The organism is Pseudomonas sp. LBUM1668, from assembly GCF_059695715.1.
The window spans coordinates 4,605,353-4,621,350 of record NZ_CP166787.1 but is presented as its reverse complement, the minus strand read 5'-3'; the positions used below and the strand labels follow the sequence as shown (position 1 = coordinate 4,621,350).

The window sequence follows — 15,998 nt, the reverse complement described above, 5'->3', positions numbered from 1 at the left end:
ATCGCTGGCAAGCCAGCTCCCACAGGTTCTGTGTTGGCCATTCATATTGTGAAAAACACCAAATCCTGTGGGAGCTGGCTTGCCAGCGATGGGGCCCGACAGCCACAACACCTGCTGGATCAGAATGTAAAAAGCCCCGCCATTCACATGGCGGGGCTTTTTATTTCAGCGCCTGAGCACTCAGACCTGCGGGTCGCCCACGTGCAGGATCTTCATGCCGTTGGTGCCGCCGGTGGTGTGGTAGCTGTCGCCCTTGGTCAGGATGACCCAGTCGCCTTTCTCCACAACGCCGCGCTTGACCAGCTCGTCGATCGCCTTCTGGCTCACTTCGTGCGGCGGTAGCGATGCCGGGTCGAACGGCACGGTGTACACGCCACGGAACATGGCCGCGCGGGCCTGGGTTTCGCGGTGCGGGGAGAACGCGTAGATCGGCACCGAAGAACGGATGCGCGACATGATCAACGGCGTGTAGCCACTTTCGGTCAGGGCGATGATCGCTTTGACGCCCGGGAAGTGGTTGGCGGTGTACATGGCCGCCAGCGCGATGCTCTGGTCGCAGCTTTCGAACACTTTGCCGATGCGGTGGCTGGAGGTCTTGCCGGTCGGGTGCTTTTCAGCGCCGACGCAGATACGCGCCATCGCCTGCACAGCTTCCAGCGGATACAGGCCGGCAGCGGACTCGGCGGACAACATCACGGCGTCGGTGTAGTCGAGCACGGCGTTGGCCACGTCGGACACTTCGGCGCGGGTCGGCATAGGGTTCTGGATCATCGACTCCATCATCTGGGTCGCAACGATCACAGCCTTGTTGTGGCGGCGTGCGTGCAGAATGATTTTCTTCTGAATGCCTACCAGCTCGGCGTCGCCGATTTCCACACCCAGGTCACCACGGGCAACCATTACCGCGTCGGAGGCCTGGATCAGACCGTCGAGGGTTTCGTCGTCGGCCACGGCTTCGGCGCGTTCAATCTTCGCCACCAGCCAGGCAGTGCCGCCGGCCTCGTCGCGCAGTTGACGGGCGTAGTTCATGTCGGCGGCGTCACGCGGGAAGGACACCGCGAGGTAGTCGACTTCCATTTCAGCGGCGAGCTTGATGTCGGCCTTGTCTTTTTCAGTCAGGGCCGGTGCGGTCAGGCCGCCACCGCGACGGTTGATGCCTTTGTGGTCGGACAGCGGGCCGCCGATGGTCACGGTGCAGTGCAGCTCGGTGGCAGTAGCGGTATCAACGCGCATCACCACGCGGCCGTCGTCGAGCAGCAGCTCGTCGCCTACGCCGCAGTCCTTGACCAGATCCGGGTAGTCGATACCGACCACTTGCTGGTTGCCTTCGGTCAACGGATGGCTGGTGGAGAAGGTGAACTGGTCACCGATCTTCAGCTCGATCTTCTTGTTGGCGAATTTGGCGATACGGATTTTCGGGCCTTGCAGGTCACCCAGCAGGGCGACGAAGCGGCCGTGCTTGGCAGCGAGGTCACGCACCAGCTTCGCGCGAGCCTTGTGCTCGTCGGGGGTGCCGTGGGAGAAGTTCAGACGGGCAACGTCCAGACCAGCCAGAATCAGCTGTTCGAGAACTTCCGGCGAGTTACTGGCCGGGCCAAGGGTAGCGACGATTTTGGTACGACGGACGGACATGCAAAGACTCCTGAGTTCAAGCGCAGGCAGAGGCTACTATGCTCCGAGGGTGTAGTCATTGTTCGTTTGCACTACTTATTGTTTTCTTTATTGAACCCGGCAACTTTGGGACAAACGCACCTGAAGATTTTCGACCATGGGTCGATACAGAGCTCAAGACAGGAGAACCCCCATGCGATTGTTGCCCATTGCCGCCCTTGCCCTCAGCGTCCTCGCCGTGACGGGCTGCACCCGTTGGTCGATGAACCATCATTTGAACAACGCCTACAGCGCCTATGACCGGGGCAATTGCGAGCAGGTGATGCTCGAACTGTCCAAGGTCGAACGCGCCAGCCGTGCCCGCCCGTATGTGTGGCCGGAAGTGTCGATGATGCGCGGCCAGTGCCTGGAACGGCAAAAAATGTTTGTCGACGCGGCGCAGACCTATCAGTTCATCATCGCCTCGTACCCCTACAGCGAATATGCCTACCGCGCCCGTGCGCGCCTGGAAACCCTGCAGAGTCTGGGCCACTACCCGACGCGCAGTGCGGCAGCCGTGGTGCGCCCAACCCGTTTCTGATGGTAGTTGTCATACAAAATCTGGCCGGTTGTACAGCCTGAGCTATAGTCGAATGATCCGGTTTTAGAGCCGAGTCTCTATTCCGGGGCAACACCTGCGACTGGTCAGTTGTAAGGTGGCGGCGATGTAGCGACCGTCACACCGGAAGCGGGGAGAGCGCGCCTGTGTCGTATCTGTCGTACGGCGCGTTCCGAAGCAAAAGTGCGGCTCTGTGATGGAGCCTTGCATGGCGAACTGCGCATGTTTACCGACCGCCGGATCGAACGGCATCAACTGCCGTATTTCCTCAGAGTGTTCAACAGCATCACCGACAAACCCATCGGCTTTCTCGGCAATGTGTCCGCAGACGGGCTGATGTTGATCAGCCAGTTACCGATGATGATCGGCGTGGATTTCAATCTGCGCCTGAAAATCCCCGGCTGCGATGGCTGCCAACAGGTGATCGACCTCACCGCGTGTTGCCTGTGGTGTCACGAAGACGCGACACCGCTGCACTACGACGCTGGCTTCAGCCTGCATCGACCGCCGCCGGAATACGGGCAACTGGTTGAGGCGCTGCGCCAGTACTTCAGTTTTCAGCCGTTGCCGGCCTCGGCCTGAACCTCAATAGCAAAAGATCGCAGCCTGCGGCAGCTCCTACACGGGATTGATGTTCATTCTGTAGGAGCTGCCGCAGGCTGCGATCTTTTGATCTTCAGCCAGAAATACTGATAGCCCGCTCGTTATCCAGCGCCTTCTCCGCCAGCAACAACCCCATCTCGCTCAACTGATAAATCGCCATCGCCAGATGCCGCGGTTTGTCTTCGATGCTGTCCGCCAGGTCGAGCAACAGAATGTTCACCGACGAAAACGTCTCGTACGTCTGAATGGCCACGGCTTCGGGATTGAGATCGGGGGCGATCATGAACATCTGCATGCCGCGATCCACGGAATTGCGCGAGGGCGGCGCTGCGGGTTTGAGGTAATGGTCGAGGGCTTTTTCGGCGGCCTCGTGGAGTTTTTTTGAATCGGCGGATTCGTAGGGGGAAACCGAGTCGCCGGTTTCGGGGGGATTTGGGGTGTCTTTGATCATGATCATTTCTCCAAGGTAGGCCGCCACCATTTCGCGACTAAACGAATGGGGTGGCGGCTGAACGCAGGTTAGTCGACCGGTGGAGAAATGAATCCCGGCGCGCCCGGAGGCGCCCTGCGAACAGCCACCATCGAGTGCGGGGATAGGGAATACCCGACTGGATGACGCTTATACGCATCATTTCAACCACCGGGCGACTAAACCCGACCACTGATTGGCAGTGGCACGGACCAAGTTACGGGGCATCAGCAAAGCGCACAAGCCGGCGGATTCTGAGGGATGTGTAGGCAAAGGCGCAAGGCAACGTAGCCGCGTTTTTGTAGCTGAAGGACGCCGCCGGATTGTGTTGTGGGAATAGTTACCGTTGGTCGGGACTGTCAGATTTTACAGGTAGGAATTGCGAGTGGGAGCAATGTAAAAAGTGAAGGGCAGACATTGAGAGGATAACGGCTGTGGATAATAACGATGACGAAAGGCGAGCACGGGACACTAACTCACACTCCGCTGCTCCTGAGCTGAGAGCGGTGCTGAATTCCGAAGAATCGCAAGACGCCAAGGGGCCGGCTGCTCCCACTTTCCCCTCTTCATTTGCGGACTCCGCGCAAAAACTTCCCTTCAAGGTTCAAATGACATTTCCTTTCTCAGCGAACGGAGAGTGGTGGGCTACGCTTAAAAATCCTCCCGTCCCCAATCAGTGGGAGTATCACGGTAGACATTCAGGCCATTGGTATGAGGTTGAAATAGGCAGTGCTGCTGGAGTCGAGTGTCGTTTAACGACAGCCTACACAGCAACTGGTTACGGCTCGGATCATGCCTCCGCCCGTTTTTACGCTGTTCAGAAGCCATTGATCACCAGTCGCGGACTATTTTTCGGACTTACCCCCACCATTGAAGGAGTCGGTGCCGTTCCAAATGCGCAAGTGACGCTGTACAAAAATGGCACGCAAACTTCTTACGGTACGAAGAGTGCCGGCCCCGATGGTAAATGGAGTATTGAATCTCAGGGTATGACGCTTGGTGAGAACACTTTGACTTGTCGACAGACATTCAAAAACGTGACATCCGATAATGCGGATCCCGTGAAAGTAATACTTCTTCCACCTGCAACTATCTTGTCGCCTTCAAATAATGCAGTGATCTTTCCTGCGGATTTGCTTTTCAACGGTACTTGTCAGCCAGGCTCTTCCATCATCGTGGTTAATGCGCAGGACCATTATGTTGAATATAGCGAGCGCGAGACCTTTCAAACCGATAATTGGCAACTTTCACTGAAGACGGGAGCGACATTATCCAGTGGGTCCTTGACGATTGAGGCACAGTACCTGTTTCCGGACGTGCCTCATGGTTACTCGCCACCGGTTACCTTTCATGTGCTGGGCCTTCCTCTCATAACCGCACCTGCCGGGTCTTCAATTCAGGATCGAACCTTTACCCTTAAAGGTAATAACGGGCTCAGCGATTTAAACAGCAGGGTCGAGGTATTCGTTGATGCGCAAATGGTCGGAAGTGGAACAGTGGGAGCGGCCGGCATTTGGGAAGTGCAGGTCACGCTCAAGCCAGGCAATTATTCATTAGCGGTTGAGCAGATTGCCTCGGGCAAGAGAACCGAACGTAGTGCACCTCAAGCCTTCAAAATCCGCCCCGCCAAAATTGACGAGGTCAAAGTCGACATTATCGACAAATCGATAACCTTCTCCGGGATCGGCTACCCCGGTGCAACGGTCGTGATCACCATCCCCGGTTGGCCGGTCACTCTGCCACAGCCGGTTGTTGCAGAGGGGGGCGAGTGGGAAGTCAAGGCGACAGGTCTGGCGCTTGGCAAGCACCGCGCAAGCGTCCTGCAAAAGGTCCCTGACAATGCCAACGGCTGGATCGAGTCGTTGCCATACACCTTCGAATTCAACAATTCACTGCCTGACGTGTATGCCGTAAGTTCCACCGAGGATTATCAGCCGACCTTCCGCGGCAAGGGTTTCACCGGTGCCACCGTGAAGCTTTTCAACCCCGGCGGCGCTAGTCAGGCTGCCCCCGAGGTGGTCGTGCGCAATGGGGAGTGGCAGAGCAAAGCCAGTCAACAGTGGGGGCCGACGCTCAACCGGGAAGTGCATATCAAGCAGTTTCTGGACGGGCATGAGTCGCTCAATTGGGTCAAGCATCCCGTCACCATCGCGCCGCTGGCGCCGACGATTGAAGTGCCAGTCGATGACGGTCTGTCGCCGACCTTTCGCGGCACCTGCTGGCCGGGTGCCGTGGTGGATGTCAGGTTCAGCGACGACTCCGTTACTTACAAAGCGACGGTGACTGCAGGCACCTGGACCTGCAGCCGACCCATCGCTTTCGAGCCCGATAAGCTTTATACGATCACTGTCACGCAAACCGTGGCAACCCAGACCTCGCCTGCTGCGACGAAATCCTTCACGGTTTCAAGACCGATGATCAAACCGGTCATCACGCTACCGGCCGAAGGCAGTAACGTCGGCCACGAGGTTACGATCGAGGGCGAAGGCGGTATGGAAGACGCCACGATACAGGTGTGGGATGCGGTGTACGACAAGGATTTGTCCGTCCCCCTACTGCTGAAAGCGGATGGGAATTGGGAGATAACCCTCAAAGACCTGAGCATCAGGCCCTACGGCATCATTGCACGCCAGACTCATAAAAATCGCGTCTCCAACAGTGATCGGCGCAACTTCAACGTAGTGGTGTTGGCGCCGCAGATCACTCAGCCGACAGAGGGTGGCAACCTGCCGCGCACCGGAAAGATTAAAGGGTGCGGCAGGCGCGGAGGGTGGGTCGAGGTCTGGGAGGTGGGGGCCAGCGAGCCTCTACTCAAGGACATTGTCGTGAACAGGGACGGTGAGTGGGAGGGTGAGGTGACCTTTGCGGTTGGACTCAGAACTCTTCGGGCCCGGCAGAGCTTCATCGAAGAAGGAAAAACCCACTGGTCCGAATACTCGGCTGCTGTGCAATACAGCGTCGTTCCGGCTGCGCCTTTTGTCGAGACGCCTGTTGCGGGCCAACACATCGGGCAGCAGGTGGTGGTCTCCGGGTTCGGTGTGCCGGGCGACACGATTAGCGTGAATGGCGTGTCGATGGTTATTTCGCAAGACCGAACCTGGTTTCTCAAACTGCAGGTGGAGGCGGCGGAAGGCGAATACTTGCTGCATGCCGTGGCCGAGTGCGACGGGTTCAAGTCACAAGTTGCCTTGCGTCGGGTCAGGACGTTGCAATACACGCCGTCCATCGAACAACCCGCCGCTGGCAGGGTGGTCAGCAATCCGATTGCACTGGCCGGAAAGGGTCGCCCGGGCATCGCGCGGGTGGCGAGATGGTACACCCCGGACGAAGTGGTGGCCCAGTTGCCTGTCAGCAACGGCAAATGGCAGGGCTGGGCCGGGCAATCATTGTCGGTGGGGCCTAATTGGTTGCTGTGCCAGATGCATGACGCAGCGGGAGTGCCTGTTTCGAATTCGCTGATTAGTGGGCGTTTTGAGGTTGTGATCGCGGGATCTGGCAGTGTTGACGCTTCACTCTTCAGAGCACAGTAGCGCGATGATCATTCGTCCGGACTGTCAGCACTGTCAGGTGCCGTAGCATTTGTAGCCGGCATTTAATGGTTCTATGCATGAAAATGCCCAACGTAGCGACTTATAACTTGGAGTGATGGGTCTAGCCATGAATATAAAGGATGATTCAGGAGATGGTGCGAGCGGGGCATCGAGCGATGAAAGGAAGATGCTTGATTCAATTCAAGAGACTGTTGGAGCGGCCGGTAGAGATTCGCAACCGGAATTACTCCTGGACGAAATGCCGTGGGTCGTACCTGCAAAAAATAGCACTATTATCAGGACTCGTGGAATTGAGCTGAGAAGCTCCCCGATCTTTGTTCCCCATCACGCCGTTCAGTTGCACTTTTATAACAAGGATGGTGTGGTTTATCAGAAAAGAAATTTTCATACCAGTGGCGGTCCGATTGTTTGGAGGACGGATTTTGAACTTGCGCAAGGGCGCGGGTATATCCACTTCAGAACCGTGTTTTCAAACGATTGGTCGCGTTGGTACAGTTCTGGAGATTTTTACGCCGAAAACCCAGTCCCGATACCAATTATTAATCCCATGCCCAATTTTTCTTCACGGGTGGTTAATGTAACCGGCAGAGGTCTTGCTGGAGCAACTATATTTATGAGCACTGGTGAGTTTGGCATTGTGAAATCCGATGGGGCTTGGACAGTGTCACTCTCTGTTGCAGATAATGTCAGCGTTCTGCGCTTTCAGGCGTATCAATACCTTAATAATGTACGGTCAGAAAACACCAGTTTGGTGACGGTTCGACGAGCAACAATAACTTCCCCCGAGAACAATTCAATACTGTTGTTAAAAGAAATTGTTTTCATCGGTACCGCCGCTTCCGATACACAAATCAAAGTGGTCAGTGATAGTGATCATTATGACAATTGGGGTGGTGTGGTTAACGTTCCCATCACGGAAGTCTGGCGAATGCCGATGACCAAAGTTCCTCCAAGTGGGCCTGCGGCAGTCAAGGCGCAAATCAAACATGGAACGTTGCCTCATTTTTACTCATCTGTCGTCAACTTCATTGTCTTGGGTGCCCCTCGCATAACCGCACCTGCCGGGTCTTCAATTCAGGATCGAACCTTTACCCTTAAAGGTGATAACGGGCTCAGCGATTTAAACAGCAGGGTCGAGGTATTCGTTGATGCGCAAATGGTCGGAAGTGGAACAGTGGGAGCGGCCGGCATTTGGGAAGTGCAGGTCACGCTCAAGCCAGGCAATCATTCATTAGCGGTTGAGCAGATTGCCTCGGGCAAGAGAACCGAACGTAGTGCACCTCGAGCCTTCAAAATCCGCCCCGCCAAAATTGACGAGGTCAAAGTCGACATTATCGACAAATCGATAACCTTCTCCGGGATCGGCTACCCCGGTGCAACGGTCGTGATCACCATCCCCGGTTGGCCGGTCACTCTGCCACAGCCGGTTGTTGCAGAGGGGGGCGAGTGGGAAGTCAAGGCGACAGGTCTGGCGCTTGGCAAGCACCGCGCAAGCGTCCTGCAAAAGGTCCCTGACAATGCCAACGGCTGGATCGAGTCGTTGCCATACACCTTCGAGGTCAACAATTCACTGCCTGACGTGTATGCCGTGAGCTCCACTGAGGATTATCAGCCGACCTTCCGCGGCAAGGGTTTCACCGGTGCCACCGTGAAGCTTTTCAACCCCGGCGGCGCTAGTCAGGCTGCCCCCGAGGTGGTCGTGCGCAATGGGGAGTGGCAGAGCAAAGCCAGTCAACAGTGGGGGCCGACGCTCAACCGGGAAGTGCATATCAAGCAGTTTCTGGACGGGCATGAGTCGCTCAATTGGGTCAAGCATCCCGTCACCATCGCGCCGCTGGCGCCGACGATTGAAGTGCCAGTCGATGACGGTCTGTCGCCGACCTTTCGCGGCACCTGCTGGCCGGGTGCCGTGGTGGATGTCAGGTTCAGCGACGACTCCGTTACTTACAAAGCGACGGTGACTGCAGGCACCTGGACCTGCAGCCGACCCATCGCTTTCGAGCCCGATAAGCTTTATACGATCACTGTCACGCAAACCGTGGCAACCCAGACCTCGCCTGCTGCGACGAAATCCTTCACGGTTTCAAGACCGATGATCAAACCGGTCATCACGCTACCGGCCGAAGGCAGTAACGTCGGCCACGAGGTTACGATCGAGGGCGAAGGCGGTATGGAAGACGCCACGATACAGGTGTGGGATGCGGTGTACGACAAGGATTTGTCCGCCCCCCTACTGCTGAAAGCGGATGGGAATTGGGAGATAACCCTCAAAGACCTGAGCATCAGGCCCTACGGCATCATTGCACGCCAGACTCATAAAAATCGCGTCTCCAACAGTGATCGGCGCAACTTCAACGTAGTGGTGTTGGCGCCGCAGATCACTCAGCCGACAGAGGGTGGCAACCTGCCGCGCACCGGAAAGATTAAAGGGTGCGGCAGGCGCGGAGGGTGGGTCGAGGTCTGGGAGGTGGGGGCCACCGAGCCTTTACTCAAGGACATTGTCGTGAACAGGGACGGTGAGTGGGAGGGTGAGGTGACCTTTGCGGTTGGACTCAGAACCCTTCGGGCCCGGCAGAGCTTCATCGAAGATGGAAAAATCTACTGGTCGGAATACTCGGCTGCTGTGCAATACAGCGTCGTTCCGGCTGCGCCTTTTGTCGAGACGCCTGTTGCGGGCCAACACATCGGGCAACGGGTGGTGGTCTCCGGGTTCGGTGTGCCGGGTGACAGTGTCACCGTGAAACTCGGCGCCGTACAAGCCAGTGCAGCAGTCATGGCGGATCGCACTTGGTCGGTAAAGCTTGCACTCACTCAGACCGGGGGAGCGCACAGCTTTGAAGTAACAGCGGCGCTAGATGATTTCGAATCTGAAGCCACGCAATGTCCAGTGCTGCTGGGCACGTATCTTCCCTCCTTCAATAGTCCGGCGGGAGGGCATCGGGTGGAGAATCCGGTGCTGTTCGCAGGGCAGGGGCGCACAGGTGTCGGGCAAGTGGTGAGCTGGTTCGACCCGGACCAGAAGTGGCTTGCGCCTGTTGCCGTCACCGGTAACAAATGGCAAGGCCAGGCCGCGCAGTCATTACGCCAGGGGGGGCAATGGGCACTGTTCAGCCAGACGCTGACCGGAGGAAGTGAGGGGCCACATTCGGCCTGGGTGGTCAGCTCGCGTTTCGAAGTGGAGCCCGTCACACCGAAAATCGATCTGTAAAACCGACGAACGGTCACAAAACCTGTCAGTTCTGACAGTAGATCTTAGCCCCGATTCGGCGCCAAATCTTAACCAAGACTTTGCAGCCTGACACCATCGTCAGGCTGCTGCGGCCGGTTATCGACTCAAGGATTCTGATCATGGCTCAAGGCACCCGCCCCTCAGTGCAACTGTACGAGCAGTTGTTCAGTGGAGATCAACAGGCACAGGAAATCTCTCTTCAGAAGCTCAAGACATACCTTGAGCAAGGCGGTTCGATTTTTCCACTGGTGCAGAAGGGAGTGCCAGGCCTCGCCAGGGAGTACGGCTTGAGCACTGAGGCAGCGCAGCAGTTTTTGCGTCGGGCCAACAGCATGGCCACGTATGTGCGCCGCCAGTTTATCGAGCACACCCTTGTCACTGACCAAAGTGCGCCGGGCGATCCCTCTTCAGGGCTGTTGTCGATGGTCACTGGCCCGAAATACGAAGACATTTTCAAAACCGCATTTAAAAAAATGAGCCCTCCGGACGCGCTCGAGTCGTGCATTTCACCGGTGGCGTACCTGACCGATTTGTTGTGGTGGGTTATCGAAAAGATCGAGCCTGAGGGCGATCAGACTCAGCTCCCGCTCCATGTGCGTCGTACCGACTTGAAGAAGTTGTCGGTCGATTTCAATGCGGTGTACCAGTCGGTGTCCTCGGTGGGCATCACCACGGCGGTATTGGAAGCCTATATCACCGCACACAATCCGGAAATCGACATTGAGCAAGCCTTGATCACATCGCGATACCCCAATGGCCTGCCTTATTACCAGCACTGGGTGACGATTGATGGCATCGCCCAGCTCAACAAACGGTCGGTGGGCGACTTTCATGACATCGTGGACTTGTCTTACCCCTATTTTTCAAGCGGATCCAGTGCTGTCCGACCCGGGCAGGCCTTGGCACATGCTTCGCGCCTGGGCCCCTATCAGCGAGCGTTGCTGACGGAGGCTATGCCAACCGGCGCTGAGGGAGAAAATGAATGGGCAGAATTCTATCGCGTCAACTTCGGTGCAACGGATGCGCAATGGAAGGATCTGCACCACGTTCCAAACTTCGCCACGCAAACAAAACTCGACACCTTGATGCTCGAAAGCCTGTTATCAGTCCAGGCATTCGCCCCCATGCGCTCGCCCAACGTGACCTATGGCTCGGAGACGGCGGGGGGGGCTGAAAGCGCTCGATCCGGCTCGGTTTATATCAATGCCAATATTCACCCTGGCGTATCTATCGAAACCGATGCATCGTCAACGTCTTCGCCTTTGAATCGACTGTCCGTGGAGCCCGATCGTGCACAGGGACGGGTTACCTTCGACCGGATGAACCGCAAGTTGCGCCTGGACAACTGGCTGCAACTGCCCAGCGATCAGGTGGACGCTTTGCTGGCGGCCGCGATGCGTGCTGAGGCACGGGCCAGTTCCGGGGTTGCCAACAAATGGCTGATCTCGGACAACGTCGTGCACGCACTCGGGTTGTTCCAGGTTTTGCGCGAACGCTACGCCTGTACCGCGGCAGACTTTGCGGTGTTCCTCGATGACCTGTCGGTTTACGGTCGCGGCGAAGCGCTTTCGCAGTTTGATCAGGTGTTCAACGCTCGAGCGGACTATCGCCAGCCCATGAAGCTCGATAACGGGACGTTCCCGGTAATACCGGAGCCGGGGGCGGACGACCTGACGATCAGCCAACTGTGTGCAGGCCTGCGGATCGACCTGCAGACTTACCGGCATCTGGCGGTAGCGGTGGCCAGCGCACACAAGATTACCGGCAATGCGTTGCACCGAAGTCTGCCGATCATCTCGAGTTTTTGTCGATTGGTGTGGTTGCCACGGCTGTTGCGCATAACGCCGGTCGAAGGTGTGCTGCTGTTGCAGTTGCTGGGCGGCGACGACTGGGTCAAGGGTTTTGCAGGTCAGCCGTTGATCAAATCTGCAGCCGACGGCGCTCCCGATGTGCTGACGCTCATTAGTGCCATGGATGCCTGCGTGCGATGGTGCAAGCAAAGCGAGTTGCCGGTGCTGTGGGTGGTGCAGCACGCGGTTGAGTTTTCACCGGGGCGAGAGATGTCAGAGCGCGATCTGGCACTCTTCGAACAACTGCGCAATTTGCTCCCGAGCGCGCTTTTCTCCAATGCCGGTTTGTTGATGGCCGGCCTGCCTTCTGCGGGAGCCGCCGACTGGCTGGACTTTTTGACGCAGACCGTCGCTCTGCCGCTGCCCGATGGTAAGTCCGAGTCGTTGGGACCGATTGTTGATGCCAGCGGCTTGGTGCTGGCGCCTGTCGGCACGCCGGACGAATACCTGATCTTCGCGCGCAAACGGCTTGGCTGGGCGGTCGATAACGCGCTGGACGCAACCTGGACCCCGCAACGTGACGCGCTGGTTGGCAGCATGCTCAATGTGCTCCTGGAAGCCCGGGACGCGCAGGTGTCGGTGGTAAAGGAAACGCTGGCGGTCTATGCCGGCGTTGCAGTGGAGCTGGCGATTCCGGTCATCAACTGGGCTGGCACAACGGTTTTCCGTTTGTTGCAGCAGTTGCTCCAGCGCATCGCTTTGACGGATGACGGCGGGGAGCGCAGGCGCACGAATGAAACCGACCCGTTGATCGATTTGTTGGCCGATGTGCGGCGGCGCAGTGCGGTGGTTTCGACGCTGGAACTCAGTGCTGTGTTGTTGCAGGACTATCTGGATTACGGCCATCTGGCCTGGCTCGGTCAGACCGATAAATACACGATATCGCTGAACACGCTGTACTACCTGTCACTGTTCAAACGCGCCTTTGCGCTCAGCGAACTACCACAGCAGAAACTCCTCGACTACCTGCGCCAGGTCAATGCACTGCCAAACCTTTCGGTTGATGCCAAAACCCTGGCGCACGAGGCGTCGACCATCAAGCTGGCCGAGCTTTTCGGCTGGAGCGTGCAGGAAGTTCGCGAGTGTGTCAGGCGCATTGACCCTGATCTGCCGATACTCAAAAACCTCAGACAACTGGATCTGTTGATGCGGGTCCGGGTGCTGTCCACAACGACTGGCATGGATGCCCTGACGATTTTCCTGCTCGGTACCTTGCCTGCGACAGTGGGCGACGACGCGTCCAGAAAGGCTTATGCCAGTGCAGCCGAGCGCGCCTTGTTGAGCGAAACCGGTGAGCAAGTGTCGCGTGTCGAGATGGCGGGGGATCTGCAACAGCTGGTCACTACAACGTGTGTTGTCGATCGCACGGAGGTGATTGCCAGGAAACCCGGCGAAAAAGCCACTTTCACGATGACGATCAAGAACTCCACAGGGCAGGCACTGGAGGGTGTCACTGTTTACTGGGAAGCCAGGCTGGGCACTGTCGAGAACGGCATGACCGACGCCAGAGGCACGTTGGAGGCCGTGTACACGCCCGGCACGACGATGGGGGCCGAGACGCCGAAGTACTGGCTCGATCTGTTCGACCCCGAATACGCCCCGACCATCAACATCATTGCCGAGGCCACCAGCATGGAGTTCCCGCTCTTCTACAGATCCCCCGTGCCATCGGAGGTGGTGCCAATCGGGGAGGAGGTCGAGCTCTACGCCACGATGATGGACAAGTATGGAAACCTCGGCCGGGAGATGCTGGTGGACTGGTTCGTCGAACCCGTCGACGTAATCAAACTACCTGTTGCGATTGTCCGGCCTTCGCAGGGGTTCACCAATCAGGAAGGGCTCACACGGGTTTTCGTTTCCAGTTTCACTGGCGGAACCTTCGTGTTCAGTGTGCTTGGCCACGGCAGTGAACAGACCGCCGTGTTCCTCCCTATTACGTTCGATGGCGAGCCGATGTCGGAGTGAGCGGTTACCTCAACAAGCATTTGTCTCGGTTTCCCCAAGGAGCAAGGATCATGGCACTGAGTGACATTGGCGTTCTGATGGAAAAGCGTCGTTATGCACTGCTTGAGTACAGCATCGGTCAAGTCAATAAGCCGGCATTTGACTTTGTGAAGTCAGCCGCCGATTTGTTCGAACTCTTGCGCACGGATCCGCTGGACACGTTTGCGGTGCAGAACTCCTGGGTGGCCGAGGCGACCAGTTGTGTGCAGCAATATATACATGCGGTGTATCGCAAGCTGGAGCCCGGTTTTGCCACGCACCAATTCCCCCCACATGAATTGGCCCAATGGCAGCTATACAACAACTACCCGGACTGGGCGGCGGTGCAGTTGATTTCGATCTACCCGGAAAACTACATCAACCCCTTTGTTCGGCAACGCAAGTCCAGCCTGTTCAAGAACCTTGAAAACGACCTCAACCAGAGCCGCCTCAATAACGATTCGGTGCAGTCTGCGTTGCAGGGGTATTTGCATACTTTCGAGCAGACCTGTGATCTGGACGTCCTCAGTTGCTACATGGACGGTGCCACGCCTGACCTGGCCGATTACTACTTTGTCGGACGCCAGCGCGTGCAGCCGTTCCAATACTACTGGCGCAAGGCCGGGATCGAGCTCACGCCCACCTGCGTTGGCGTCAATCCGGCAGCCTGGAGTGAATGGCAAGCGGTGGACATTCAGCCGGCCAATCGGGTGCTGGATATGCGCCCGGTGTTCTGGAACGGTCGCTTGTGTCTGGTCTGGGCGCAATGGCGCGACAAAGTAAGCGGCAAAGATCCGAAGGAGTTCATACCGGCCAGGCTGGAAGTCAACCTGGCGTTCATGACACAGAGTGGTCAGTGGTCGGCACCGCTGGATATTTACAGTGCCGATTTCGATGCTGATGCTGAACCGGTGAACTTTCGCTTGATTGCCTCGGTGCTGATGGAGAGCCCAGCGCCCAAAGGCAAGCTGGGGATTCTGATCACGGCGGATCAAACACCGGATGATCTGAGGGTGCAAAAGATTTTCGATGTGTTGATGCGCCCCGACACAATTGACGCCGGCACTTGGCTGGATGCGGCAAGGGAGCGATTTGCCACGGCGGAAACTGTTCAGCATTCATTGAGCAATCAGGTAACGATGACTAGCGCGGGCAACCCTGAGGGGTCCATGTCACCTTTCCTGAGTTTGCAAGCCACGGCTGTGCGTCTCGGCGGCAGGGACGTGGTGACAGTGATCGGTTTGTGCGAGCCGACAGGGTTGCCCGACACCCCGCAATCGCTTCCTTTTGCAATGGGGTTGGTGAACAAAACGGTGGACGATCGCGAACTGAACGTTGACCTTTCCCCCGTCGGTGGCTGGACAACCGAACCGCTGACGTTGAGTCGCAGTAAAGGCTCATGGCCGCAGCCCACCGCGTTCAAACTCGTCACGCAAACGGCCGGGTTTGGCGGTCGAGAGTTCAAGTTGACGATTGCCAATCTTTCGGACTTCACGCCGCCAACACTGCTGAAAAACAGCACTGACGCGGCGCAGTTTCTTTCCTTCAACCTGCCGGCGCCGTATCTGCGGCACACCCGCCTGAACTCACTGTTCGGCCCGGAACTGGTGCAGCTTTCCAATATTGGCGTGGATGCAGTTCTGGACTGGAGCACTCAGTTCAAAACTGAACCGCCACCGGCTGCTGACCCGGCTTTCAAGGAAATCAACGGAGCGTTCGACGGGGCCAACGGGCTGTTTTTCTGGGAGCTGTTTTTCCATTTGCCGCATTTGGTGGCCACGCTCCTGCGCAACGAAGAGCGCTTTGCCGATTCGCAGAACTGGCTGCATTACGTGTTCGACCCACAGGCGGCCGCAGATGAGTCCGACATCAATGGCAAACCGCTTTACTGGCGCTGCCGGCCGCTGGCCAAAAACCAGGGTAATCCGGGCTGTGAAGCCCTGGCACCCATCGACCCGGACGCTATCGGCTATTCGAAACCGGAACACTTCAAGATCCGGATTTTCTGCGATTACGTAATAAATCTGATGGAACAAGGGAACGGGCTTTACCGGCAACTGACCCGCGACAGCCTTGTGGCGGCCAAGCTCTGCTAGGTGCAGGC

8 protein-coding genes are annotated in these 15,998 nt (G+C 57.3%); 6 read left to right on the top strand and 2 right to left on the bottom strand.

Annotation, left to right across the window (positions count from 1 at the left end; translation table 11 throughout):
- Positions 1-180 precede the first annotated feature (180 nt).
- A complete protein-coding gene (pyk, locus tag ACA061_RS20830; protein ID WP_150601679.1) occupies positions 181-1,632 on the bottom strand; it encodes a pyruvate kinase in 1,452 nt (483 codons plus the stop codon).
- A gap of 172 nt (positions 1,633-1,804) precedes the next feature.
- Between pyk and ACA061_RS20825 the strand changes: the two genes are divergently transcribed.
- Complete coding sequence (locus ACA061_RS20825; RefSeq protein WP_210555055.1) at positions 1,805-2,191, top strand: tetratricopeptide repeat protein; 387 nt, start codon at positions 1,805-1,807, stop codon at positions 2,189-2,191.
- Between the two features lie 240 nt (positions 2,192-2,431).
- A complete protein-coding gene (locus ACA061_RS20820) occupies positions 2,432-2,791 on the top strand; it encodes a PilZ domain-containing protein (RefSeq protein ID WP_150616184.1) in 360 nt (119 codons plus the stop codon).
- Positions 2,792-2,885: 94 nt separating this feature from the next.
- On the opposite strand, the gene ACA061_RS20815 is transcribed toward ACA061_RS20820, so the two are convergent.
- Positions 2,886-3,263: a DUF6124 family protein gene (locus tag ACA061_RS20815; RefSeq protein ID WP_497299963.1), complete on the bottom strand. Its 378-nt coding sequence runs from the start codon at positions 3,261-3,263 to the stop codon at positions 2,886-2,888.
- A 452-nt stretch (positions 3,264-3,715) separates the two neighbouring features.
- On the opposite strand from ACA061_RS20815, the gene ACA061_RS20810 reads away from it, so the two are divergent.
- The 4 genes from ACA061_RS20810 (at position 3,716) to ACA061_RS20795 (ending at position 15,990) form a co-directional block, all read left to right on the top strand.
- Positions 3,716-6,811 (top strand): hypothetical protein, encoded by a 3,096-nt coding sequence (locus ACA061_RS20810; RefSeq protein ID WP_497299962.1) that lies wholly within the window; start codon positions 3,716-3,718, stop codon positions 6,809-6,811.
- Positions 6,812-6,938: 127 nt separating this feature from the next.
- A complete protein-coding gene (locus ACA061_RS20805) occupies positions 6,939-10,040 on the top strand; it encodes a hypothetical protein (RefSeq protein ID WP_497299961.1) in 3,102 nt (1,033 codons plus the stop codon).
- Between the two features lie 140 nt (positions 10,041-10,180).
- Entirely contained in the window at positions 10,181-13,876 is a 3,696-nt protein-coding gene (locus tag ACA061_RS20800) for a Tc toxin subunit A (protein WP_497299960.1), read from the top strand.
- 50 nt (positions 13,877-13,926) lie between these two features.
- Positions 13,927-15,990 carry a neuraminidase-like domain-containing protein gene (locus ACA061_RS20795; protein WP_497299959.1) on the top strand — a complete coding sequence of 688 codons (2,064 nt, stop codon included), beginning with the start codon at positions 13,927-13,929 and terminating at the stop codon, positions 15,988-15,990.
- The last annotated feature ends 8 nt before the right edge of the window (positions 15,991-15,998 follow it).